General features: G+C 51.4%; 23 protein-coding genes. 15 read left to right on the top strand and 8 right to left on the bottom strand.

Annotated features, from left to right (window positions below; genetic code table 11):
* Positions 1-58: 58 nt before the first annotated feature.
* Positions 59-2,863, top strand: coding sequence for a translation initiation factor IF-2 (infB, locus tag BUB30_RS32420; protein ID WP_073143459.1), 2,805 nt, complete (start codon positions 59-61; stop codon positions 2,861-2,863).
* Positions 2,864-2,950: 87 nt separating this feature from the next.
* Positions 2,951-3,595: a matrixin family metalloprotease gene (locus BUB30_RS32415; protein WP_073142885.1), complete on the top strand. Its 645-nt coding sequence runs from the start codon at positions 2,951-2,953 to the stop codon at positions 3,593-3,595.
* A 13-nt stretch (positions 3,596-3,608) separates the two neighbouring features.
* Here BUB30_RS32415 and BUB30_RS32410 read toward each other — a convergent pair whose 3' ends face one another.
* Positions 3,609-4,385 carry an NUDIX hydrolase gene (locus BUB30_RS32410; protein WP_073142884.1) on the bottom strand — a complete coding sequence of 259 codons (777 nt, stop codon included), beginning with the start codon at positions 4,383-4,385 and terminating at the stop codon, positions 3,609-3,611.
* A gap of 102 nt (positions 4,386-4,487) precedes the next feature.
* On the opposite strand from BUB30_RS32410, the gene BUB30_RS32405 reads away from it, so the two are divergent.
* Both BUB30_RS32405 and BUB30_RS32400 read left to right on the top strand, forming a co-directional pair.
* Positions 4,488-6,359, top strand: coding sequence for a glycoside hydrolase family 3 protein (locus tag BUB30_RS32405; RefSeq protein WP_073142882.1), 1,872 nt, complete (start codon positions 4,488-4,490; stop codon positions 6,357-6,359).
* A gap of 32 nt (positions 6,360-6,391) precedes the next feature.
* Positions 6,392-7,303, top strand: coding sequence for a TIM barrel protein (locus BUB30_RS32400; protein WP_073142880.1), 912 nt, complete (start codon positions 6,392-6,394; stop codon positions 7,301-7,303).
* A gap of 117 nt (positions 7,304-7,420) precedes the next feature.
* Here the strand turns inward: BUB30_RS32400 and BUB30_RS32395 are convergent, their stop codons facing one another.
* From BUB30_RS32395 to prfA, 3 genes are all read right to left on the bottom strand, one after another.
* Positions 7,421-8,800, bottom strand: coding sequence for an alpha-L-fucosidase (locus tag BUB30_RS32395; protein ID WP_073142878.1), 1,380 nt, complete (start codon positions 8,798-8,800; stop codon positions 7,421-7,423).
* 159 nt (positions 8,801-8,959) lie between these two features.
* Positions 8,960-9,538, bottom strand: coding sequence for a LemA family protein (locus BUB30_RS32390; protein ID WP_073142876.1), 579 nt, complete (start codon positions 9,536-9,538; stop codon positions 8,960-8,962).
* Positions 9,539-9,619: 81 nt separating this feature from the next.
* The gene (prfA, locus tag BUB30_RS32385) at positions 9,620-10,693 is read right to left on the bottom strand and encodes a peptide chain release factor 1 (RefSeq protein WP_073142875.1); all 1,074 of its coding nucleotides are present in this window, start codon (positions 10,691-10,693) and stop codon (positions 9,620-9,622) included.
* A gap of 151 nt (positions 10,694-10,844) precedes the next feature.
* Between prfA and BUB30_RS32380 the strand changes: the two genes are divergently transcribed.
* Both BUB30_RS32380 and BUB30_RS32375 read left to right on the top strand, forming a co-directional pair.
* The gene (locus BUB30_RS32380; RefSeq protein WP_073142874.1) at positions 10,845-11,348 is read left to right on the top strand and encodes a hypothetical protein; all 504 of its coding nucleotides are present in this window, start codon (positions 10,845-10,847) and stop codon (positions 11,346-11,348) included.
* A 198-nt stretch (positions 11,349-11,546) separates the two neighbouring features.
* Positions 11,547-13,109, top strand: coding sequence for a M20/M25/M40 family metallo-hydrolase (locus BUB30_RS32375; RefSeq protein WP_073142873.1), 1,563 nt, complete (start codon positions 11,547-11,549; stop codon positions 13,107-13,109).
* Between the two features lie 84 nt (positions 13,110-13,193).
* Here BUB30_RS32375 and BUB30_RS32370 read toward each other — a convergent pair whose 3' ends face one another.
* Positions 13,194-13,781 carry a DNA-3-methyladenine glycosylase I gene (locus tag BUB30_RS32370; protein WP_073142871.1) on the bottom strand — a complete coding sequence of 196 codons (588 nt, stop codon included), beginning with the start codon at positions 13,779-13,781 and terminating at the stop codon, positions 13,194-13,196.
* A 182-nt stretch (positions 13,782-13,963) separates the two neighbouring features.
* Between BUB30_RS32370 and BUB30_RS32365 the strand changes: the two genes are divergently transcribed.
* Positions 13,964-14,488 carry a RidA family protein gene (locus BUB30_RS32365; RefSeq protein ID WP_073142870.1) on the top strand — a complete coding sequence of 175 codons (525 nt, stop codon included), beginning with the start codon at positions 13,964-13,966 and terminating at the stop codon, positions 14,486-14,488.
* A gap of 33 nt (positions 14,489-14,521) precedes the next feature.
* Here the strand turns inward: BUB30_RS32365 and BUB30_RS32360 are convergent, their stop codons facing one another.
* Both BUB30_RS32360 and BUB30_RS32355 read right to left on the bottom strand, forming a co-directional pair.
* Entirely contained in the window at positions 14,522-14,974 is a 453-nt protein-coding gene (locus tag BUB30_RS32360) for a GNAT family N-acetyltransferase (RefSeq protein WP_073142868.1), read from the bottom strand.
* A 17-nt stretch (positions 14,975-14,991) separates the two neighbouring features.
* A complete protein-coding gene (locus tag BUB30_RS32355; protein WP_073142866.1) occupies positions 14,992-16,125 on the bottom strand; it encodes a trans-sulfuration enzyme family protein in 1,134 nt (377 codons plus the stop codon).
* 113 nt (positions 16,126-16,238) lie between these two features.
* Between BUB30_RS32355 and BUB30_RS32350 the strand changes: the two genes are divergently transcribed.
* The 7 genes from BUB30_RS32350 (at position 16,239) to BUB30_RS32320 (ending at position 21,067) form a co-directional block, all read left to right on the top strand.
* The gene (locus tag BUB30_RS32350) at positions 16,239-16,589 is read left to right on the top strand and encodes a hypothetical protein (RefSeq protein ID WP_073142864.1); all 351 of its coding nucleotides are present in this window, start codon (positions 16,239-16,241) and stop codon (positions 16,587-16,589) included.
* 6 nt (positions 16,590-16,595) lie between these two features.
* Positions 16,596-17,273 (top strand): hypothetical protein, encoded by a 678-nt coding sequence (locus BUB30_RS32345; RefSeq protein WP_073142862.1) that lies wholly within the window; start codon positions 16,596-16,598, stop codon positions 17,271-17,273.
* Entirely contained in the window at positions 17,270-17,944 is a 675-nt protein-coding gene (locus BUB30_RS32340) for a hypothetical protein (RefSeq protein WP_143165175.1), read from the top strand. The genes BUB30_RS32345 and BUB30_RS32340 overlap by 4 nt, the downstream gene beginning before the upstream one ends.
* Before the next feature lie 147 nt (positions 17,945-18,091).
* Positions 18,092-18,793 (top strand): hypothetical protein, encoded by a 702-nt coding sequence (locus BUB30_RS32335; RefSeq protein ID WP_073142859.1) that lies wholly within the window; start codon positions 18,092-18,094, stop codon positions 18,791-18,793.
* A 185-nt stretch (positions 18,794-18,978) separates the two neighbouring features.
* Positions 18,979-19,779, top strand: a complete 801-nt coding sequence (locus tag BUB30_RS32330; protein ID WP_073142857.1) for a sensor histidine kinase — start codon at positions 18,979-18,981, stop codon at positions 19,777-19,779.
* The gene (locus tag BUB30_RS32325; protein WP_073142856.1) at positions 19,763-20,416 is read left to right on the top strand and encodes a response regulator transcription factor; all 654 of its coding nucleotides are present in this window, start codon (positions 19,763-19,765) and stop codon (positions 20,414-20,416) included. The genes BUB30_RS32330 and BUB30_RS32325 overlap by 17 nt, the downstream gene beginning before the upstream one ends.
* A 213-nt stretch (positions 20,417-20,629) precedes the next feature.
* Positions 20,630-21,067, top strand: a complete 438-nt coding sequence (locus tag BUB30_RS32320) for a response regulator (protein WP_084138520.1) — start codon at positions 20,630-20,632, stop codon at positions 21,065-21,067.
* A 149-nt stretch (positions 21,068-21,216) separates the two neighbouring features.
* Here the strand turns inward: BUB30_RS32320 and BUB30_RS32315 are convergent, their stop codons facing one another.
* Positions 21,217-21,567 carry a phage holin family protein gene (locus tag BUB30_RS32315; protein WP_073142851.1) on the bottom strand — a complete coding sequence of 117 codons (351 nt, stop codon included), beginning with the start codon at positions 21,565-21,567 and terminating at the stop codon, positions 21,217-21,219.
* A gap of 70 nt (positions 21,568-21,637) precedes the next feature.
* Between BUB30_RS32315 and BUB30_RS32310 the strand changes: the two genes are divergently transcribed.
* Entirely contained in the window at positions 21,638-23,008 is a 1,371-nt protein-coding gene (locus tag BUB30_RS32310) for an exonuclease domain-containing protein (RefSeq protein WP_073142850.1), read from the top strand.
* The last annotated feature ends 46 nt before the right edge of the window (positions 23,009-23,054 follow it).

The following is a 23,054-nucleotide window of genomic DNA, read 5'->3' as shown; positions in this document are numbered from 1 at the left end:
ATTTCGCGGCATCGGCGATATAGGTTTTAAAGTGTTTAAAAAACAGGCATATTTGAGTATGGCAGAAGAAAAATTGATCAGGTTGAGTCAGGCAGCAAGGAAGCTCAATGTGGGCCATGGCACCATCTTGGATTTTCTGGCGAAGAAGGGCTTTGAGGTAGAAAACAACCCCAATGCCAAGCTCACTCCTGAGCAAGTAACTCTTTTGTCGAAAGAGTTTGCTTCTTCCGCCACCGAAAAACTGGAAGCCTCCGGGCTCTCTATCGGCGTGAAACATGCCGACAACGTCGTGCTGGAAACGGAAAAAGAAACGGCTAAAAAACGGGTCGATGATGAGGAAAGCAGCATCATGATCAAGAACCTGGGTTCCAAAGACCTCAAGGCGAAAGAGGAACCCAAGGCCGAAAAAGTGGAGCGCGAAAAGCCGAAACTGGAAGGCATCAAGGTGGTGGGCAAAATCGAACTGGAAAAGAAGCCCGTTGTAGAAGAAGAAAAGCCCGTAACCAAGGTTGTCGAACCGGAGAAGAAAGTAGAAAAAGAAGCTCCGAAAGAAGTTAAGAAAGTTGAAGAGCCCGTCGCTGTAGTAGAACCCAAGAAGCCGGTAGAGCAGCCCCAGCCACCTGTGGTGGTGCCGCCGCCCGTCAAGGAAGAACCCGTGGTTGAAAAACAACCCGAACAGGAGCTCATTAAAGGTCGTGCAGACCGTTTGCAGGGCTTGAAAGTCGTGGATAAGATCCAGCTTCCGGAGAAGAAGACGAATGCTCCCGTAGCTTCTTCCGATACACAGAAAGACAACAAAGGCAAGCGCCCCCGCAAGCGCATCCCTACCGATCAACCCGGTGGCAATGCACCCCCGCAGCAGCAACAGCCCGGTGGAGGTCCGCCGCGTGGCCCGCGCCCGCAGCAACCGCCGCAGCGTGGCAGAGGTCCTCAGCCTCCCCGCGTTCAAAAGGCAGAGCCTACCGAGAAAGAAATTCAAGATCAGATCCGCGCCACGCTGGCCAAATTGAGCGGCGGTGGTAATAAGAAAGGCGGCGCCAAATACAGAAGAGAAAAACGTCAGGCGAACTCCGATGCGCAGGAGCAGCAAATGCTGCAAGATCAGGAAGCATCGAAGACCCTGAAAGTAACGGAATTCATCTCCGCCAACGACTTGGCTTCGATGATGAACGTTTCCGTGAACGACGTCATCTCCACCTGCCTTAGCTTGGGGATGTTCGTATCCATCAACCAACGTCTCGATGCAGAGGCGATCACCGTCATTGCCGACGAGTTTGGCTATGCCGTGCAATTCACCTCTGCCGAAGAAGAGTTGGATATGCAAGAGGAAGTTGAGGACCAAGACGCCTTGCAACCGCGCGCACCGATTGTGACCATCATGGGTCACGTCGATCACGGTAAAACTTCATTGCTGGATTATATCCGCAATACCAAAGTAACAGCATCCGAGGCCGGCGGTATCACGCAGCACGTAGGTGCCTACGACGTAATGACCAAGAGCGGTCACAAGATCGCCTTCCTCGATACACCCGGTCACGAAGCGTTTACCGCTATGCGTGCACGTGGAGCCAAGCTGACGGACATTGCCATCATCGTGGTGGCTGCCGACGACGATGTGATGCCGCAAACGAAAGAAGCCATCAACCACGCACAAGTGGCTGGGGTGCCCATCGTGATTGCCATCAACAAAATTGACAAGCCCTCGGCCAACCCCGAACGCATTCGCGAAGGTCTTTCCAAGATCAATATTCTTGTGGAGGAGTGGGGTGGTAAATATCAAAGCTCCGAGATCTCTGCGAAGACCGGAAAGGGTATCGACTCCCTGCTGGAAAAAGTATTGCTCGAAGCAGAATTGTTGAACCTGAAAGCAAATCCCGATCGCCGGGCTACCGGTTCAGTGATCGAAGCATCGTTGGATAAAGGCCGCGGCTATGTGGCCACGATCATGGTGCAAACCGGAACCTTGCGCGTAGGCGACATCTTGCTGGCCGGCGCAAACTACGGACGCGTGAAAGCCATGTTCGACGACACCGGAAAGAAAGTGGCTGAAGCAGGACCTTCCACACCCGTGGTGGTGCTGGGTCTTGACGGAGCGCCTCAAGCCGGTGAGAAAGTGATGGTCATGGAAACGGATCGTGAGGCACGCGAAGTGGCTACGAAACGCGGACAGATCATGCGCGAGCAAAGCATCCGCACGAAGAAACACATCACGCTGGATGAGATCGGCCGTCGTTTGGCGATCGGTAACTTCAAGCAATTGAACGTGATCGTGAAAGGCGACGTGGACGGATCGGTGGAAGCCCTTACCGACTCCCTGTTGAAACTTTCGACACAAGAAATACAAGTGGCCATCATCCACAAAGGTGTGGGCCAGATCTCAGAATCGGATGTGTTGTTGGCATCGGCATCGGATGCCATTATCCTGGGCTTCCAGGTACGGCCTTCCGCAGCTGCGCGCCGTGTAGCAGACAACGAAGAGATCGAAATCCGTCTGTACTCCATCATCTACGACGCCATCAACGATGTGAAGGCCGCCATGGAGGGTATGTTGGCACCGGAAACCGAAGAAGTGATCGTGGGCAACGCCGAAGTGCGCGAAGTGTTCAAGATCTCCAAGATCGGAACGATCGCCGGCTGTATGGTGACCGATGGCTCCATCAAACGCAGCAACCCGATCCGACTCATCCGCGATGGTATCGTGGTGTATGCCGGCAAGCTGGGCTCATTGAAGCGTCACAAAGACGATGCAAGCGAAGTGAAGACAGGCTTCGACTGCGGTATCGGCATCGACGGATTCAACGACATGCAAGTAGGCGACGTGATCGAAAGCTACGAGCAACGCGAAGTGAAGAGAACCTTGTAAGACTCTTCATGATTGACATAAAGGAAACCCTGATCTTTAAAAACGGTCAGGGTTTTTTTCATGAGTTTCGTTTGAAGATGTGAATACATGAAAGGTCCCCGGGTTGGTAAATTTTTGGTGCTACTGGTCATTGTGCCGTTGCTAATTTCCTGCAGCGTAAAGGATAAAACTTTTCCCAAAGCGACCGTGGGCATCCAGCCCTATGAACCGTTCAACCGGAGCCAGGCAGACACCATCGCGGCGGTCATTGCCAAAGTGTATGGCTTCAAGGTCCATGTCTTGAAGGCCCTCCCCATTCCTGCTCAGACTTTTGTGAACGAAAAGTCGCCCCGGTATCGGGCGGACAAGATTTTGAGAATCCAGGACGAACAAAGACCGGACTCGCTGGACTTTATTTTAGGAGTGACGTCCTACGACATCTCTACTACAAAAAGAGATGATGACGGCAACATAAAAAAACCGGTGACGAAATATTCAGATTGGGGAATTATGGGTTTGGGATATCGCCCGGGGCAGAGTTGTGTGGTGTCTACCTTTCGCATAAAAGGCGACGAAAAGAAATTTAGGGAGCGTTTAAAGAAAATTTGTATCCACGAAATCGGTCACAACCTCGGGCTCGACCATTGCAAAACAGAGGGTTGTGTGATGGCCGATGCGGCGGAAACGATCGCCACCATCGATCATGTCAAAGCAACCCTGTGTGCGGCATGCCGACGAAGATTAAGGGATTAGCAGCTTCATCTAATCACTGCAATCCAAATTTCAACCCCTGCTTCATTGCCTTTTCGTACTTGCGCTGATCAAAGCGGTAGAGGAAAGGTGCTTTATGGGCGCCGCCTTGTTTGCGTTCGTTGAGGCGTTCCAGGATATCGAGGGCGAGTATCTTCTTTTGGAAATTACGGCGGTCGAGTTGTTTGTCGAGGATGGTTTCGTACATCCGTTGCAGCTCGGGCATGGTGAATTTTGGAGGCAACAAGTCCCTTCCTACAGGGTAGTCGTTGAGATTCCGGCGCAAAGACTCCAGGGCTTTCTCCAGGATGTTGTTGTGATCCAGAATAAGCGTTGGAACTTTCTCAATGTCCCACCATTGACAGGTTTCTGAAAATTCGTCGGGCTTGGGTACCACTTTGGAAAACTCCACCAGGGCCCAGTAGCCAATGGAGACGAAGCGTTCGGTTAACCATGATTTGTTCTTCACCTCCACGGGTGGCTCGATGCCATGCTTCGACCGTTCGCGGTTTGGATCGCCAAAGGCGTAGAACTGCTGCAGGTAAATGTTGTTGAGCCCCGTCCGTTGATGGAGGACCCGGATCGCGGCTTCCTCAATGTGCTCGCCCTTGAGAATGAATCCGCCGGGGAGGCACCAGCGGTGCGTATCTTTCCACTCCAGCAACAATACCTTGAGCTGGTTGTCGTGAAAGCCGAAGATCACATTGTCGATGGAAAGGTGTGTGAGGTAATACAGGTGGCCTTTCTCAAAGAATTCGCGCCGACTAAGCTTCTGCGCTGGTTTTTTTCCCATGCTGCTAATATAGAGAAACCGCGGGGTGCATAAAAAATTTTTCAATGCGTACTTTAGACACATTGAAAATTTGTATCATTGTGTACCATAAACACAATAAAAATGAAGGTTTCTTTCCGCTATACCTTGCTGGCGATCCCGCTGGCGGCTGTCCTGGGTCTGTCATTTGCCACCCGCCCGACCTACCGCGACCTCAATAAAAACGGCAAGATGGATGTGTACGAAGACACATCGAAGCCCGTGGCGGCCCGGGTCAATGATCTTTTGTCGCAGATGACGCTGGAGGAGAAGGCCGGCATGATGTTCATCAACGGCGTGCGTCTCAACGACGACGGCAGTCTTGAAGAACGGCCGGGCACCGGCATGTTTGCCTTTGCACCCACCGCCCCCTCGCTGATCCGCGACAAGAAAATGAACCACCTCAACATCTGGGCAGCGCCGGGCACGAAGGCTCTGGCCACCTGGTATAACAACATTCAGAAGATGGCAGAGGAAAGCCGGTTGGGCATTCCCATTACGCTGGCATCGGACCCGCGCCATTATTTTAGCAACAACATCTTCGCGATGTCGGCCGAGACCTTTTCGCAGTGGCCCGAGCAGCTTGGCTTTGCCGCCATTGGCGACGAGGCGCTCACACGAAAGTTTGCTGACATTGCCCGTCAGGAATATCTGGCGGTGGGCATCCGCGAAGCCTTGCACCCCATGGCCGACCTGGCCACGGAGCCGCGTTGGCCTCGCGTGAGCGGAACCTTTGGGGAAGACGCTAACCTGTCGGCCAAAATGATCAAGGCCTATGTGCTCGGCTTCCAGGGCGCCACTCTCGACAAGAACGGCGTGGCTTGCATGACGAAACATTTTTCGGGTGGAGGTCCGCAAAAAGAAGGACTTGACCCTCACTTCGAGTTCCAAAAAGGACAAGTTTACCCGGGTAATAATTTCAACTATCACCTCATTCCGTTTGAAGCGGCGTTTGCGGCCAAGACGGCGGCCATCATGCCCTACTATGGTGTGCCGACGGATCAGACCAGCGAGAACGTAGCGTTCAGTTTCAACAAAGACATCATCACCAAACTGCTGCGCGAGAAATATAAATACGACGGCGTGGTTTGCACCGACTGGGGTCTGATCACCGATGCTAAAATGGGCAACGTGGTGTGGCCCGCCCGCGCGTGGGGTGTTGAGAATTTGAGTGAGAAGGAAAGAGTGTTGAAGGTAATAAACGCCGGCGTGGATCAGTTTGGTGGCGAGAGTGTGCCCGAGCATGTTGTGGCGCTGGTAAAGGATGGCCAGTTAAGCGAGAAGCGTGTCGACGAATCGGTGAGACGATTGCTCCGTCAGAAGTTTGAATTGGGATTGTTCGATAACCCCTATGTGGACGTCGATAAGGCCACACAGATCGTGGGCAAGGAAGAATTCAAGAAAGCAGGCGAAGTAGCCCAGCGCCGTGCCATCACGTTGCTAAAGAACGATGCGAAAACCCTGCCCCTCTCGGGCAAGAAAAAGATCTTTGTTCAAAATATCGACAAGGCCGTGGCCGCGCAATACGGTGAAGTGGTCGACACACCGGAGGCTGCGGAGTTGGCCATCATTCGCTTGAAAACACCGTGGGTGCCTGTGGAAACCGAAAATTTTATGGCGAAGATGTTTCACCATGGCGACCTGGATTTTAAAGGCAAAGAGAAAGAAGATATTCTCAAACTGCTCAACACCGTGCCCACCATTGTAGACATCTATCTCGACCGTCCCGCGGTGATCCCCGAGATCAGCGCCAAAGCAAAGGCGCTCGTGGCCAACTATGGTGCCAGCGACGCGGCGGTGTTGGATGTGATCTTTGGAAAAGCAAAACCCGAAGGCAAGCTGCCCTTTGAATTGCCCTCTTCGATGGAGGCCGTGCGCAATCAAAAAGAAGATGTGCCTTATGACTCGAAAGATCCGCTGTACAAATTCGGTTTTGGGTTGTCGTATTCGAAATAAGTAAATCAAGATTCATTTAAACAGACAGAGACATGATCAATCGCAGAGATTTTTTGAAGGGCTCGGGTGCACTGGCATTGGGTGGCCTTATGTTGCCGGGAAGCGCGGATGCGTTTTCTGCTTTTATGAAAGGGGCCGCTAAACCCATCGGCATCCAGATGTTCACCTTGCTAAGGTTGATGGGCGATGACGTGAAGGGAACCTTCAAGAAGCTTGCCGACATTGGGTTCAAGGACATCGAAACGGCGTTCAGTCCCAAGGGATATTACTACGGTCTGAAGCCAAAGGAATTGAAGACCATGATCGAAGACGCGGGCATGAAATGGCGCAGCCACCACGTGATGGGCGCCCCGTTCAAGATGCCTGACGGTCGGGCGTTGCCCCCGGAATATGCATTCATTGCGTCGCTGCCAAATCTTCGCGACAATTATCAACAGCTGGTGGATGAAGCGGCGGAGGGCGGACTGCCGTATCTCGTTTGTGCCAGCGCACCGGTGGGCACGTTGGACGAGATCAAAGGTTCGATCGATATTTTTAGCAAGACCGGGGAGGCTTGTAAGAAATCGAAGATCCAGTTTGCCTATCACAACCACGCCACGGAGTTTGACCTGGTGGAAGGAAAGCGGCCGTATGATTTGATCATGTCGCAGACCGATAAAGAGCTGGTGAAGATGGAGCTTGATTTGGCGTGGGCTACGAAGGCGAAACAGAATCCGGTGGATTTGTTCAAGCAATATCCGGGACGGTTCCCGTTGTGGCATGTGAAAGATATTGCCAGCGATTTGAATACAATCACGGAGATCGGGAATGGTGTGGTGCAGTTTAAGCCGGTGTTTGAGAATGCCAAGCTCTCGGGGATGAAGCATTTCTTTTATGAGCAGGACATGGCGCCGTCGATGGAAAGTGTGACCACTAGCTTTACTAATTTGTCGAAAATCATTTAGAACCGCAGAGACGCAAAGAGCGCAAAGTTAATGCAGAGAAGGGCTTTGCGTTGACTTTGCGCCTCTGCGCCTTTCTTGCTCGCCGAAGCTTTAGCGAAGGTGAGGCGGTTCAAATTTTTACAGCGCGTTTGCTACTTTAAATACCCACGCATATTGACAGGGGTTAGTGGCCGGATTTAGCGAAGGAGGTGTGATCTTGAGATCACTTCCGCTGGCGGCCTGCGCCACCTTGCCGGAATATCCCAGCAACGAAACTTTTGCGTTTTTGCTTACGCCCTTCACCGTGAGCGATTGTTCCGGAAATTTTGTGCAGATCACATAAAGATCATTTCCTTTCCGTGTATAATACACTTTGGTATCGGCTGTCACCGCCGGAGCCTTATCCCACGAGCGTGTGCCATAGATGGCTTCACCATTCACGCGCAGCCATCCACCCATATCCGCCAGCCGTTGTTGCATGATCACCGGTATGCGCCCGTCGGCGGTGGGGCCGATGTTCAAGAGCAGATTGCCTCCGCGCGCTACCTTGTCGATCAGAATGTGTACGAGCTTTTCGGATGTCGAATAGTCCGAGAGTTGTTCGTTCCGGTTGTAGCCAAACGACCCGCCAATGCCCCGGCATTCTTCCCAGGGATGTTCGATCTTTTTTCCGACGGAGGTTTGGTCATGCACCAGGTCGTATTCGGTAGTATAAATGCCACCGTGTTTGCTCCGCGTTTCTTTTCCCCAACGGTCGTTCACCACCACGGTTTCTTTCACCGGCGATTCGTTGTAGAGCCACGCCAGGAACGACGTGCTTTTCCAGGTTTCGCTGGGGTGGTCCCACTCGCCATCGGTCCACACCACGTCGGGTTTGTAGCGGGTCACCAGGTCTTTCATTTGGGGGATCATGTGGTCGTCAACGTATTTGTTTACGTCTGATTTGTAGAGGGGATTGAACCATTCGTAGAGCGAATAGTAGAAGCCCATGTGGAGGCCTTTTGCTTTCACGGCCTGGGAGAGATCGCCGGCCAGGTCGCGGTGCGGACCCACATCGACGGCGTTCCAGTTCCAGGACTGGGCGCTGGGCCAAAGGGTGAACCCTTCGTGGTGCTTGGAGGTGAGCACGACATATCGGGCGCCGGATTGTTCCAGGATGGTGGCCCAATCGGCGGGCTCGAACATCTCGCATGTAAAACCTTTTACAAAATCCTGGTACTTGAAATCTTTGCCGTAGGTGCGGTTGTGAAAATCATTGAACTCTTTGTATGTCGCCGCCTTGGGATCGAGCAGGCGCCACCAATACCACTCGGCATATTGTTCATAGACGGCAGACTTGGTGGGTCCCCACGCGGGCACCGAGAACACGCCCCAGTGAATGAAGATGCCGAACTTGGCATCCTGAAACCACGTGGGCACGGGACGACTGTCGATCGAATTCCAGTTGGCTTCGTATTGGGCCTGGGCGCTGAGGCCACAAACGAGTAGCGTTACAAAAAAGAAAAGTGGTCGTAGCATAGGCGTAGTGTTATGTGGGTCTACGAATCTACCAAATTTCTTTTCGCCAGAGTTTATTTCTTATTTGAAAGGTGAACCGTGAAAGAATAATAAACAAAAAAGCCCCACCAATTCTGGCGGGGCCCCTCTTCGTGCAAGCGGAGAGGTAAGATCGTATGATCAGAATTTCACTTGAGGTGCATCTTGTGCACTTTGAGAAGCTTCGAATCCTTTTCGGGTGCTGAAGTCTTCTTCGCCACCGAACCAGCTCAGGGCCTTTCTTTTCCAGAAGCCGCGGATGAAACTATTGTATCCTTTTATGGATTCATTATAGCGTTGACGTGCCACATTGATGCGGTTCTCCGTGCCCTCCAATTGGGATTGCAGGTCCTGGAAATTTTCGGTGGAGCGGATCTGCGGATACGCCTCGAATGCCAGGTTGATGGCGGTGTTGATTTTGCGACCAGCAATCTCCAGGTCCTCCGGAGTTTTTGCATTCACGATGCCGGCGCGGGCTTGTGTTACCTGCACCAATATACTTTTTTCATTTTCGGCAGCGCCTTTCACAGTGGCCACCAGGTTGGGCACCAGGTCCGCACGGCGTTGATAGGCGGCTTGCACATCGCCCCACTCGGCGTTTACGCTTTCCTGCAGCTTCACGGCACTGTCGTAAACGCCGCTACCCCAGGAAATAAAACCTAAGACTGAAACAACAACCACTCCGACTACAATGAGGGTTATCAATAATCCTTTACTCATATTGCTTTTTTAGTTTGAAACGAATTTACTGAAAAGGAATCTATTCAAGTTAATAAAATATTTTACACGGCAGTGATGCGGTTATTGTGTTGCGCCTTCCATCATGCGCTCGGCACTGTCGGCGATGCGCAGCTGTTCAACGAAGCCGTCGAGGTCGCCGTTCATGACGGCCGGTAAATTGTGTTGCGTGTAACCGATGCGATGGTCGGTGACACGGCTTTGTGGATAATTATAGGTCCGTATTTTTTCGGAGCGGTCGCCGGTGCGCACGATCGACTTGCGGGTGGCACCGATTTCGGACTGTTGTTTTTCCAATTCGATCTCGTATAATTTTGTCTTCAACATTTGCAGCGCACGCTCGCGGTTGCCATGCTGTGAGCGTTCGATCTGGCAGGTGATGACGATGCCCGAGGGCTTGTGAGTGAGCTGCACTTTGGTTTCCACCTTGTTCACGTTCTGGCCACCCGCACCACTGGAACGCGCGGTTTGATATTCCAGGTCCGCCGGGTTGATCTCGATGGATACATCTTCCACTTCGGGCATCACTACTACCGAGGCTGCCGAGGTGTGGACGCGACCCATTTGTTCCGTCGCCGGAACGCGCTGCACGCGGTGTACACCCGATTCAAATTTCAGCAAGCCATAAACAGACTCGCCGCTGACGCTGCAGATCACTTCTTTGTAGCCGCCGGCGGTGCCTTCCGTGACGTCGAGCACGGACATTTTCAGGCCACGGCGTTCGCAGAAACGCTGGTACATGCGCCAGAGGTCGCCCGCGAAAATGGCGGCTTCGTCGCCACCCGTTCCGGCGCGGATTTCCAGCATCACGTTCTTGTCGTCGTTGGGATCTTTGGGGATGAGCAGTTCCTTGATCTCGCCGTCCAGGTGCTCTATTTTGGGCTCCAGTTCGTCGATCTCCATTTTTGCCAATTCGCGCAGTTCTTCGTCTTTTTCCTTTTGAAGCACCTCTTTGGCCTGCTGCAAATGATTGCGGGCATCCTTGAATTGATTGTATTTGATCACGATCTTTTCCAGGTCCCGGTATTCCTTGCTGAGCTGAGAGAATTTCTTCATGTCTTTCACGGTCTCCGGCTGTGCCAGCAGTTGGCCCACCTCCTCAAAACGCAGCTTGATTTCTTCCAGTTTTTCGATCATACCCAATATTGAACCCGCAAAGGTAACAAAAAGAAAGACGTAAAGGGTCCACGGAATATTGTTGTTTCCCTGGAAAACCTAGCCTGAGGGTGGACGCTAAATATGGGCTTGCGGCTTGGATTTTCATGCGGCCCGTTGGACCTTTGGGACCATGAGAAAAATCGTATTGGCAGGACTTTTTGCCCTGGTGGCGTGTGGTGGCAAACTGACCGACGAACAACGCCGGAAAATGCACGAGGACATGGAACAGCACCAAATTGTGAAGCTGTCGGATGCCGAGATCATGACCGGTGCGTTGGATCAGGGGCGGGAGATTTTTAAGGCGCTGGAAAAGGTGCATTTTGATCCGGCGAAGGCCGATTCCGTTGCCCGCCACTACCATGCCCGTGCGCGCTGGATCGTGCCCGGTTCGGGCAACGCCATGGAGGTGGAGCGCCAGCTCATCGAGGCCTATGTGATCGGCGCGGAAACGGGCTCGACACAAGACAACATCCAGAAAATTTACAAAGAGGGCCGACAGGAGGACTACGATTCCGTGTTGTATTCGCGCCCCCTCGTTTCGCCGCTGCCGGATGGTGCGGTGAATGTAGACGGTGTCTGGAATATTTACCGGGCCAAGAAAGACGTCATCCTTTCGCTTAGCAAAAAACATTAGCGACGAACCATCCGCTTAAACAGAAAGGATCATGACGTTGCCTTGCCACTTTCTTCCGCGATTTTAATGTTTCAAAATGTTCAGGCACTTGTCCGGTTTTCGAAAGAATTTTTCTGCTTTCATCGAAAAATAAATAAGCGGTAGCCCGATCCAAGGCAATGAAGTCTAATTTACCCTTCAAATTGTAATGTGTCATCCATGAAAAAATTCCGTTCCTATCTGTACGCTGCCTTGCTCATGCTTTCCGCCCCGACACTACTGGCGCAACATCGCGATGCGGTGGACACGGCGCTGGTGTCGAAGTTCAGAAAGGAAGGATTGAAGAATTCCAGGGTGATGGAGATCCTGAGCATGCTTACCGACATGAACGGTCCGCGGCTGACCAATTCACCCGGTTATAAGAATGCAGCGAACTATGCTAAGTCTGCCCTGGAGGGTTGGGGTGTTGGAAATGTGCACTTCGATTCGTTTGGTCCTTTTGGGCGGGGATGGTTTGTGAAAAAATTCAGCCTGCAGGTCATGGCGCCGGTTTATTTTTCGGTGATCGGCTACCCCAAGGCCTGGTCGCCCGGTGTGAAAGGGACACACAAGACCGAAGCGATCTACCTGGACGTGAAGACCGAAGAGGACCTCGAAAAATACAAAGGCAAGCTGAAAGGAAAGATCGTGCTTTTCGATTTTCCCATCATGCCCAAGCCGGCTTTCAAACCGGATGCTACGCGGCTCACCGACTCCACGTTGTTGAAGATGGCCAATGCCGCGGCATCCAATCGCTCCGGCGGTTCGCGGCGACGGTTCGCGGCCGGTGCGCCGGAAATGTTGACCTACAAAAAATGGCGGCTCTGTGAGAGCGAAGGAGCGTTGGCGGTGATGGAAGGCAGCCGTGGAAGTTACGGAACGTTTTATGCCAGCGCGGCAACCGTCCCCACCGATCCCACGGCAACCGGCGCGCGCGTCAGTGCACAAGCCGACAATGCCCCTGAGATCCTTCCGCAAATTGTGGTGGCCGCCGAGCACTACAACCGGCTGGTGCGACAGCTTCAACAAGGTTTGACGGTGAAGCTCGAGCTTGCCATGGAAACCGAATTCACCAAACCCGAAGACGGCTTCAACGTGATCGGTGAAATTCCCGGAACAGATAAGAAAGAAGAAGTCGTGATGTTTGGCGCCCACCTGGACTCGTGGCACAGCGGAACGGGTACCACCGACAACGCCGTGGGTGTGGCCATTTGCATGGAAGCGATGCGCTTGTTGAAAGCTGCCGGCGTACAGCCCTCCCGTACCATTCGCATCGGGTTGTGGGGTGGCGAGGAGCAGGGCTTGCTGGGGTCGACGGGTTATGTGAAGAAGCATCTTGGCGAACGCGTGGCCGATAGCGTGAAACTGACCGCGGAAGGAGAGAAGTTCTCGGTATACTTCAACACCGACAACGGCGGTGGCCGGTGGCGCGGCGTGTACCTGCAAGGCAACGAAAACGTGCGCCCGATTTTTCGCGAGTGGTTAAAACCCTTTGAAAAGGACGGAACGTCCACCCTAAGCCTGAGCAACACCGGCAGCACGGACCACATTCCGTTCGACAACGTGGGGCTGCCGGGATTTCAATTCATCACCGACCCCATCGAATATTTTGCACGAAGCTGGCATTCCAGCATGGACATGTATGAGCGCGCCGTGGAGGCCGACCTGAAACAAAACGCCGTCATGCTGGCCACATTTGCCATCGGCGCAGCCAACCGCGAGGGTCTGATGCCCCGCAAGTGAGTAGTTAGTCCTGAGTAGTTAGTCCTTAGTAAAAACATCCAGGATCAATCACTAAAGACTAACTACTCAGGACTCAGGACTAACTCAGCGCTTAGGCACCTCGTGGTATCGGAAGCAATCTACCAGGTGGTCGTTCACCAACCCGCAGGCCTGCATGTGTGCGTAAATGACGGTGCTGCCTACGAACTTGAATCCTCTTTTGATAAGGTCTTTGCTCAGAGCGTCCGACTCCGGCGTGGTGGGTTTGATTTCCTTTAAGGTCTTCAGCTTGCCTACGATCGGTTTGCCACCGACAAAGCTCCAGATGTATTTGTCGAAGGTGCCGAATTCTTTTTGCACTTCCAGGAAACGCTTGGCGTTGTTCACGGCGGCGTATACTTTGAGGCGGTTGCGCACGATGCCGGGGTCGAGCAATAGTTTTTCCAATTTGGCTTCCGTGAAGCGGGCCACCTTTTTGGGGTCGAAGTTGGCAAAGGCTTTGCGATAGCCTTCACGTTTTTTGAGAATGGTAGACCAGCTCAACCCGGCCTGGGCGCCTTCGAGGATGAGGAATTCAAAGTGGACGTTGTCGTCGTGGACGGGGACGCCCCATTCTTTGTCGTGGTATTCGATGTATTGGTCGAAGCCGAGCGACCAGGGACAGCGGAATTTTTCTTGTTTGGCTATGGGCATTGTTTTGGAATAGGGTTAAGTTTGATGAAGGGCCCGCCTTCGCTAAAGCTTCGGCGGGCGCAGCCCACCTTCTTTAAGGCTTCGGCGGGCACGGCCCTCCTTCGCTAAAGCTTCGGCGGGCACGGCCTGCTTTTGTTAAAGGTTGAACGGGCGGGGATATAAAACTGAAAAAACTATCGCATATGAAACATATTGTTGCTCTTCTTTTTATCACCTTCTTATATACGGCTTCGCTGGCGCAAAGTGTCGACTTTGATAAGAAGTTTAAGGAATTGAATATCGAATTGCTGACACCCACCAAGCCCATTGCCAATTATGTGAAGGCGGTGCGTACGGGCAACCTCCTTTTTATTTCGGGACAAGGACCCGCCAAGGCGGACGGAACCTACATGCTTGGCAAAGTGGGGAAGGACCTCACCATCGAGCAAGGCTATGCGGCGGCCCGTCAAACGGCGATCGGCGTTCTTTCCACCCTGAAGGCAGAGCTAGGCGATTTGAATAAGGTCAAGCGTATCGTAAAGGTGAACGGTTGGGTGAATTGCACACCGGAATTTGCGGACCAGCCAAAAGTGGTGAACGGATTTTCCGACCTGATGGTAGCCGTGTTTGGCGAGCAAAAAGGAAAGCATGCTCGCGCAGCCATGGGGGTGAATGCCTTGCCAAACGGCATGGTCATTGAAGTAGAAATGGTGGTTGAAGTGGAGTAGCCTTCCACCTGCTGGCCTTGACCGTTGCCAGGTTTATTCCTTCATGCGCTCATACACCGTATAATGTGAGCCATCCATACCCATGGCTTCATATACCTTCATAGCTCTTGCGTTGGATTTGTCTACGTACAAACGGAGACCGATGATGCCGGGGTCTGTGCTCAGGATGTTGAGTAGGTTGTCGAACATGAGTTTGAACACGCCTTTTTTGCGATGGGTTTCTTTTACATAGACCGATTGTATCCACCACACCATGCCGTTGCGCCAGTCGCTCCATTCGAATGTGATCATGTGGCAGCCGATTACCTCGGTGTTTTCTTTCGCCACAAAATAAAAACCTTTGTTGGGGTCTGCGAAAACTGCTTGCAGTCCTTTGCGCAGCACGTCGCCGTTGAGCGTTACCCCCTCGGACTCGAAGGCGAGCTTTTGCTGGAAATCAATTAAGGTATCGATCTCTCGTACAGTAGCTTTTTGAATGTCGATCATGATGAAAGGTTATTGACTTATGCCAGGGCTTGTTTGATGTCGTTGATCAGATCTTCCGTTTCTTCGATGCCTACCGAAAGGCGCACCAGGTTGTCGGTCACGCCGATGGCTTTGCGTGTGGCCGCGTCCATCTTGCTGTGCGAAGTTTTAACAGGCGAAGTGATGGTGGACTCCACGCCGCCAAGACTGATGGCGCGTTTGATCAGTTTGAGCCTGCTCATAAAAAGATGTGCGTCGGGGTTCACCTCAAACGAGAGCATGCCGCCAAAGCCGCCGGGCATTTGTGTCTTGGCCAGGGCGTGACCCGGGTGCGTGACGAGGCCGGGGTAATAGACTTTGCCGATGTGTGGATCGGTGGTGAGGAACTCGGCGATGGCCTGGGCATTGAGGTTTTGCTGGCGAACACGCAACACGATGGTTTTCAGACTTCGTTCCACAAGCCAGCAGGTGTGGGCATCCAGCGAGCCGCCATAATTAATGGCGCTCTTCCAGATCTGTTGGGCCAGCGCTTTGGAGGTGAGCACGGCCCCGCAGCAAATGTCGCTGTGACCGCCAATGTATTTGGTGCCGCTGTGTGCCACCATGTCGATGCCCAGGTCGATGGGATTTTGGTTGACGGGCGAGGCGAAGGTGTTATCGATCAGTGTGAGGATGCCGTGCTTGCGGGCGATATCGGCCACGGCTTTGATGTCGGTCAGTGTCAGGGTTGGGTTGGACGGTGTTTCGATATAGATCAGCTTCGTCTCCGGGCGGATGGCTTTCTCGAAATTGGCTGCCACCTGGCCGTCCACCAGGGTGTATTCCATACCATAGCGCGGAAGCTCGGTGATCACGGCGTGGAATGTGCCGCCGTAGAGGTCGTTTTGGAAAATGGCGTGATCGCCTTTTTTCATCACAGCAAAGATGGCGGTCATGATGGCCGCCATGCCCGAGCTGAAGATGATGCCGTCTTCGGCGTTTTCCAGTGCCGCCAGCTTCTCGGCCACATTTTTTTGGTTTGGCGTGTTGAAGTAGCGGGGGTAAAGTGATGTGGGTACTCCTTCGTAATCGTATGCGGAAGAGGGATAGACGGGTGTTACGGTGCCGTTGAATTGAGGGTCGCCGGGCGAGCCCGCATGAACACTTTGCGTGAGTTTAGAAGAGCTGTGCATGGTTGTATCGTAGGCGACAAATATAGACCGGAGGAGAAGAGCAAAAAATCCCGTTTAAAAAAAATACCTATTTTCAGGGGTAATTTTAACCCTTAACCTTTACCCTCAATTTTATGGCAGACGAATTTAAACCCACCGTGGGCAACGGCATTTCACAAGGTGAAGCCGAGGCCATGATCAAAAAGTATGACGACCAGCTCCGCGCCGATAAGGGCAAAGACACCAAGTCGGTTTTCTTTGGAAAGGATGCAATAAATGAAATTCTTAATCAGCCTGGAGATGAGTGTGCAGGCATCAGTTTTTTCCTGGCGCTCAAGTACAGTGAATTTGCTCAGAAAGACGTTGTGGACCTGATCATGGTCGGTACCAAAGAAGATGGCACCCTGCTTTGGAAAGAAAGCGCGGCGCTGCAAGATGGTGCCTATGACGGTTCATTGCCATGTCCACCCTATTGCCCTAAGTAAGACGACATGACCATAGAAAAATTCCTGATAATAGTTAAGATTATCATGGTCTTGGCCAGCGTCATTGTATTGCTCTCTTTTTTATATTTTAAAAAGAGAGCAATAGAAATAAAATTGATTGGATTTAATTTCCTCTCGCCGGTTGTAGGCTACTTTAGCATCGACCTCCTCGATCTGCGAGGCATGCAGGTGAATATACCCCAGAATATCGAGATGCTCGTTCATTTTGTGATCATTACGATCATGTATTACTTAGCGTTGCAGAAACGATATCCAAAAGTCTTTTTAACCTTGCTGATTGTATTTTCAATCTTTGCGATTGTCAACATGTTGTTTTTACAGAAGACGTACTTCAACTCGTATACCGTTACTATTTCCAACGTGATTGCTATTGCTTATTGTGTGGCCTATTTTTACAGGCTGCTCATCGACTTGCCCGCGCAACATTTACAAAGGTTACCTATGTTTTGGTTTAGCGCGGGTTTTCTAATGCAAGCGGCAGGAGCACTTTTTCTTTATCTTTTTACGGCCTACCTGACTAAATTCTTCTTTGACGATGTATTGATTTACTGGACGTTTCACAATTTTTTGAATATTTTTCTGGAGATTTTGATTCTTATCGGTGTAGTCGTCGACCTTAGAAACACGAGGCCCCGCCGGGTTGCTGTAATGAAGAACTTGTGACGATAGAAAAATTCTTGGTAATTGCGCAGGTAATCATGCTCTTGGGTGGTCTCATCGTGGTGCTCTCCTGGGTGCATTTCAAAAGGAGGTCGATTGAAATAAAGCTGATCGGATTGAATTTCGTCCCTCCTATCCTCGGCTATTTTTCCCTTGGCCTATTCAACTTGCGCGGGTTGCCCGTGAATATTCCCCAAAACATCGAGACGTGTTGTCATTTCGTGATCCTGTGGAACCTCTATTATTTTGGCTTGCAGAAGCGCTATACCCGGATGTTTGTGGCCGTTTTTATTGTCTTTTCAATCTTTGCGTTTGTAAACGCGTTCTTCGGTCAGAAAATGTATTTCAATTCCTATACGGTGGCGCTCTCGGATGTGATCCTGATCGTTTATTGCGTCACGTATTTTTACAGACTGTTGGTCGACCTTCCGGCGCAACACCTTCAGCAGCTGCCGATGTTTTGGATTAGTGCGGCGTTTCTCATACATGCGGCCGGTGCACTGTTCCTTTACCTATTCACTGCCTACCTGACCCAATTCTTTTTCAATGATGTGTTGATTTATTGGACCTTCCACAACATCTTGAATATTTTTCAGGAAATATTGATCCTTATCGGTGTGGCTGTTGATCTTAAAAATGTCACTTCTACCCGCGCTGCGATCAAAAATATATGACCATAAAAAATTCATGATGATCGTTCAGACCATCGGTGTATCTTTTTTCTTGGTATCGATGCCATCGTTTTTAATTACTGACTTGGATTTTATAGACGCATTCCTGCTGATGGTGAAGATCCGGAAGAATTTGATCACCCGAACGCCATGACCATAGAAAAATATCTGATGACCGCGAGGATCATCATGATGCTAAACGCCCTCATCGCATTGCTCTCCCTCTTGTTTTATAGAAGAAGGGAAACGCAGATCAAGTTATGGGGCTTGTACTTTTTGTTTCCGGTCTTGGCTTACTACAGCGTTGACTGGTATCATGCCAAGGGAATGGAAGTCAATATCCCCAGCAACATATTGCTCTCTATTTCTTTCCTGATCATTTGCCGTATTTATCATCTCCAATTTCAAAAAAGGCATACTTGGACTTTTCTGGTCGTGGTGATTCTTTTCATGATTTTTTGGTACGTCAACATCTTTTTCGTTCAAAAAATGTACTTTAATTCTTACACGGCGTCGATTTCGAACTTCATTGTCATTATTTGCTGCGTGGTATACTTCTACCAATTGTTGACCGAGCTGCCGGCGCGACACCTGCAACGGGTGCCCATGTTTTGGATCAGCACTGGCCTTCTGGTGCAGAGCGCCGGGTCGTTTTTTCTTTATCTCTTCGCGGCATACCTCACCCGGTTTTTCTTCAATGATGCGTTGCTATATTGGACCTTTCACAATCTGCTGCAAATTCTTGAGCTGATCCTGATTATCATTGGCGTATCCGTAGATCTTAAAAATGTGATCGTTGCTCCGCGCAAAATTCAACCCGGGGTGTCGCGCAAGGGGTCATTGTCCCGGTGAGGTGATGGTCAAAAATTTTTCTGCGATTGCCGCAGGATTGAACACCCGACGTCTCGCGCGAATATTCGCTGCGACTGCCGGCGATCGTTTGCTGTGATTTCTCGAAAATTTCAGTATGATCTATTGATTTACTGGACTTTTCCTAACAATTTCACCGCAGACAGTTTTTAGACATTCCGCAGGTTATGGATGGATCCCCAGGATATCAGGTTGCCCTCATCATAGCCGTAGGCACGGTGGCCATGTTGCTGCTTTCGGTTGCCATCATCATGTTCATGGTGTTCTATCAAAAAAAGATGATCCAGGAACAAATGAAGCATCAGCAGCTGGAGTTGGACTATCAGCAAAAAATGATGGAGGCCGCGCTGGAATCGCAGGAGAACGAACGCCGTCGCGTGGCCGGCGACCTTCACGACAGCATCGGGGGCATGCTTTCCACCATTCGCGTGGGCCTTTCCACCCTGGCGCGCCAGATCCCGGACCCTGAAAGCATTGAGCAACCCAAACAGATGCTGGACGACACCATTGCCTCTGTGCGACAGATCAGCCGCGACCTCATGCCCTCGACACTTGAAAAGTTTGGCCTGGTGCAGGCCGTTCGCGAGATCTGCGACCGCTTCCAGGCAACCTCCCTGCTACCGGTCGTTTTCCACGAAGAAGGCGACGTGCCCGCCCTCGATCCCAAAAAGGAGTTGATGATCTTTCGCATCATCCAGGAGCTGATCAACAATGCCATCAAGCATTCGCAAGCCACCGGCATCCAGGTGAGCATATATTCCATCCAAAACCTGCGCGTCGAAGTGGAAGACGACGGCGTGGGTTTCGAGATCGAGGTGCAGCGCAACGTGACCCATAGTGGTAAAGGCCTCGGCCTGTTTAACATCGAGAACCGCGTGCGGCTCCTCAACGCCCATCTTGATTTTGAACCGCATCGCAAGAAAGGAAGCAAGATCACCCTCACGATACCTCATGAAGCCCTTGTATAAAGTTTACATCGCCGACGACCATACCCTTTTCCGCAAAGCGATGGTAAATTTATTGCGAACTTTCGAGCGCGTGAGCGAAGTGAAAGACGCGGAAAACGGCAAAGAACTGCTCGCGCTCATCAAATATGAAGCACCCGATGTGGTCATCGTCGATTTGCAAATGCCCGTGATGGACGGCGCCGAAACGAGCGAGCAGATCATTCAAAAATTTCCGGAAATAAAGATCATCATCCTCACCATGCACGACAGTAACAAATTCATCCTCCACATGATGGAGATGGGCGTGCATGCGTTCCTGTTAAAAAATACCGAACCCGACGAACTGGAAAAAGCTATCTACTCGGTGGTGGAAAAAGATTTCTATCACAACGACCTCGTGGCGTCGGTGCTGCGAAAAAATGTGAAGGACCGCAAAACCGGGCAACGCCCCGTTTTCCAGCAAGCCGAACTTACCGATCGCGAAAAAGAGATCCTGCTGCTGATCTGCCGCGAGCTCACCATGAAAGAAATTGGGCAACGCCTGTTCCTTAGTGAAAACACGGTGCGCAATCACCGGGTAAACATCATGGACAAAGTGGGTGTCAATAACATCGTTGGGCTTGTAAAATATGCCTACGAGACCGGGTTGATCACCTGATTTCCCGAAAGCGCGAGTAGTATAATTGTACTATTTTTCTAGTATTATCTTACTACCAGGATCCAGGGATGCCCAGACCCTAAAAGTCGTTTTTTGTAACCTTTTTGGCACCTTTTTTCATTGACCCTCCAAACTCGTCAGCCGCCTCCCTTCCCGATTTTTCCAAACGTTCGAATTCTTGAGCGACCTTGATAGAGGTTTCAGGAAAGCTAAATGTTTTTAACACCACACATACTGACAATGAAAATCCTTGTGGTCCACAGGCAGAAAACTATCGTTAGCCAAATAAAGTCGGTGCTTAGCAATTGCAATCCCGTTGTTCTTCACACAGAATCTGGTTTGGATGGGCTCCTAACCTCGCGAATCGAACATTTCGATCTGATAATCTGCGGCACCGACCTGCCTGTGGTCACAGGTTTTGAACTCGTGCGTTCCGTGCGCACCAATTCCGTGAACCGAAACACCCCCGTCATTTTTCTGTCCGACGAAGTAGACGAAAAAACGCAACACTTGGGCAATGCCCTGGGTGTGGCCGCCATGCTGGTCATGACAGAAGTAGACAACCGGCTGGCCGGCATCGTGAGCGACCAAGTGAGACCCGAGCCGGACAAAAAGTGGAACGATCTCCTGTCAAATTCCAGGTTGAATTGATCGACCGCTTCCCTCAAAAAAATTCTCCGTTTTCCGCATTTCAATCCAAACATGTAAGGCCCTCTCTCCCTACGTTGGATGATTGCTTTTTAAAATGTAGTTGGTAGTCTGAACAGCTCTCACCGGGATTGCCCCGGGGAGAGTTTTGTTTAATCCCGCTTCTTCTCCCCCGCCAAATCCGAAAAAAGGCTATTGAAAACCGACAGAATAAGACTAAACGCCAGCGCCCACCAAAAACCATCCACCCTAAATCCGTCGATGAGCGAATCTACCAACAAGATCATCAGCGCATTGATCACCAGCAGAAAAAGGCCCAGGGTGAGCACGGTGATGGGGATGGTGAGTACGATCAGGATGGGTTTGATAATGAAATTGACAATGGCCAGCACGGCCGCGACCAGCAAAGCATAGCCATAATGTTCCACGTGCACGCCGGGAAGCAGGTAGGCGGTGAGCAAAACGGCCAACCCTGACAAAAGAAAACGTACAATTCCACTCATTTTCGCGTTATTAAAATTTGATTCAATTTCTGCTTTTAGGTTCAATTGTCAAATTTTAACTTACACCCGTATGTACGCCATTGTTGACATAGAGACCACGGGAGGCTACGCAGAAAACCATCGTATCACGGAGGTTGCCATCTATCACCACGACGGTATCCAGATCACGGATACCTACCACACGCTTGTCAACCCGGGAAGGAACATTCCCTACTATATTACAGGGCTCACCGGCATCAGCACCGAAATGGTGTTGGACGCGCCAACCTTCCAGGAGGTGGCCGAAGAAATTTTCCTGCGTCTCGACGGCAAGATCTTCGTGGCCCACAACGCCCATTTCGACTACTCCTTTTTGAAAAAAGAGCTGGAGCAATCCGGCTATAACTGGCAGTCCAAAAAACTCTGCACGGTGCGCCTCAGCCGGAAGATCATCCCTGGTCTGCGTTCCTACAGCCTGGGCAGCCTGGCCGAAAGCCTGGGCATCGAAATTGTGAACCGCCACCGGGCCGGGGGCGATGCTGCCGCCACCGTGAAGGTCTTCGACCAGCTTTTGCGCCGCGACCATTACGGTTTCATTGTGAAAACACTGAAGCGCAATTCGGGAGAAACCATTTTGCCACCCAACCTGCCGAAAGAAGAATTCGACCGGCTTCCCGCGTTGCCGGGTGTATATTATTTCCAAAATGCCCGCGGTCATGTGATCTATGTGGGCAAGGCCCTGAACATCAAGAAAAGGATCGCCGGCCACTTCACCGGCGATGCCCGCGAATGGAGCCGCTCCAAGATCCGGAACGAGATCCATCACATCAACTACGAACTGACGGGCAACGAACTGATCGCACTCATCCTCGAGTCGCAGGAGATCCGGCGCTTGTGGCCGAAGTACAACCAGGCCCAAAAATTCAAGACCGAAGAGTGGGGCATCTTCGAATACGAAGACCGCAATGGCTACCGGCGTTTCTCGGTGAACGTGGTGAACCGCGGTGCACGTCCCCTCATGCGCTTTAGAGCAAAAGGAGATGCCTGGAATTTCCTCTGGCAGAAAGTGCGCGAATTCGATCTTTGCCCAAAACTCAGCGGACTGCAAGTGGCCAAAGGACTGTGCTTTGACTATCAGGCCGGCGAATGTCACGGCGCCTGTATGGGTGTGGAGTCGGCCAAGAAATACAACAAGCGCATCGTGAAATGCATCCAATCCTTCCAGGAAGACGGCGAATCGGTGGCCATCATCGGCAAGGGAAGAAACATCGAGGAGCAATCGCTGGTGTTGGTGGAGCGGGGAGCCTACGTAGGTTTCGGCTTCTTCGATCGCCAGGCCTCCATCTCTGACCTGGAATCGGCCAAGAACTACGTAAAGCGCAGCGTGGAAACCCCCACCGTAAAAAATCTCATCCACTCCTACATCACCAATCCAAGGGGAGCCGAGGTAGTGGTTCTATAACTTGTTGCCGCCTTTGTTGGTGTTCTTCACCAACAAACGCAGCTTC

This window comes from Chryseolinea serpens, assembly GCF_900129725.1.
GTDB lineage: Bacteria > Bacteroidota > Bacteroidia > Cytophagales > Cyclobacteriaceae > Chryseolinea > Chryseolinea serpens.
Note: the sequence above shows the minus strand (reverse complement) of the source record. Positions and strands in the feature narration are given on the sequence as shown.

Coding starts and splice junctions, on each gene's coding strand:
- prfA (WP_073142875.1), bottom strand. CDS start 10,693: ATGATCGAAAAACTGGAAGAAATCAAGCTGCGTTTTGAGGAGGTGGGC.
- BUB30_RS32350 (WP_073142864.1), top strand. CDS start 16,239: ATGGCAGACGAATTTAAACCCACCGTGGGCAACGGCATTTCACAAGGT.
- BUB30_RS32380 (WP_073142874.1), top strand. CDS start 10,845: ATGAGAAAAATCGTATTGGCAGGACTTTTTGCCCTGGTGGCGTGTGGT.
- BUB30_RS32395 (WP_073142878.1), bottom strand. CDS start 8,800: ATGCTACGACCACTTTTCTTTTTTGTAACGCTACTCGTTTGTGGCCTC.
- BUB30_RS32325 (WP_073142856.1), top strand. CDS start 19,763: ATGAAGCCCTTGTATAAAGTTTACATCGCCGACGACCATACCCTTTTC.
- BUB30_RS32330 (WP_073142857.1), top strand. CDS start 18,979: ATGGATGGATCCCCAGGATATCAGGTTGCCCTCATCATAGCCGTAGGC.
- infB (WP_073143459.1), top strand. CDS start 59: ATGGCAGAAGAAAAATTGATCAGGTTGAGTCAGGCAGCAAGGAAGCTC.
- BUB30_RS32315 (WP_073142851.1), bottom strand. CDS start 21,567: ATGAGTGGAATTGTACGTTTTCTTTTGTCAGGGTTGGCCGTTTTGCTC.
- BUB30_RS32390 (WP_073142876.1), bottom strand. CDS start 9,538: ATGAGTAAAGGATTATTGATAACCCTCATTGTAGTCGGAGTGGTTGTT.
- BUB30_RS32410 (WP_073142884.1), bottom strand. CDS start 4,385: ATGGGAAAAAAACCAGCGCAGAAGCTTAGTCGGCGCGAATTCTTTGAG.
- BUB30_RS32370 (WP_073142871.1), bottom strand. CDS start 13,781: ATGCCCATAGCCAAACAAGAAAAATTCCGCTGTCCCTGGTCGCTCGGC.
- BUB30_RS32320 (WP_084138520.1), top strand. CDS start 20,630: ATGTTTTTAACACCACACATACTGACAATGAAAATCCTTGTGGTCCAC.
- BUB30_RS32375 (WP_073142873.1), top strand. CDS start 11,547: ATGAAAAAATTCCGTTCCTATCTGTACGCTGCCTTGCTCATGCTTTCC.
- BUB30_RS32345 (WP_073142862.1), top strand. CDS start 16,596: ATGACCATAGAAAAATTCCTGATAATAGTTAAGATTATCATGGTCTTG.
- BUB30_RS32405 (WP_073142882.1), top strand. CDS start 4,488: ATGAAGGTTTCTTTCCGCTATACCTTGCTGGCGATCCCGCTGGCGGCT.
- BUB30_RS32355 (WP_073142866.1), bottom strand. CDS start 16,125: ATGCACAGCTCTTCTAAACTCACGCAAAGTGTTCATGCGGGCTCGCCC.
- BUB30_RS32335 (WP_073142859.1), top strand. CDS start 18,092: ATGACCATAGAAAAATATCTGATGACCGCGAGGATCATCATGATGCTA.
- BUB30_RS32310 (WP_073142850.1), top strand. CDS start 21,638: ATGTACGCCATTGTTGACATAGAGACCACGGGAGGCTACGCAGAAAAC.
- BUB30_RS32415 (WP_073142885.1), top strand. CDS start 2,951: ATGAAAGGTCCCCGGGTTGGTAAATTTTTGGTGCTACTGGTCATTGTG.
- BUB30_RS32365 (WP_073142870.1), top strand. CDS start 13,964: ATGAAACATATTGTTGCTCTTCTTTTTATCACCTTCTTATATACGGCT.
- BUB30_RS32400 (WP_073142880.1), top strand. CDS start 6,392: ATGATCAATCGCAGAGATTTTTTGAAGGGCTCGGGTGCACTGGCATTG.
- BUB30_RS32360 (WP_073142868.1), bottom strand. CDS start 14,974: ATGATCGACATTCAAAAAGCTACTGTACGAGAGATCGATACCTTAATT.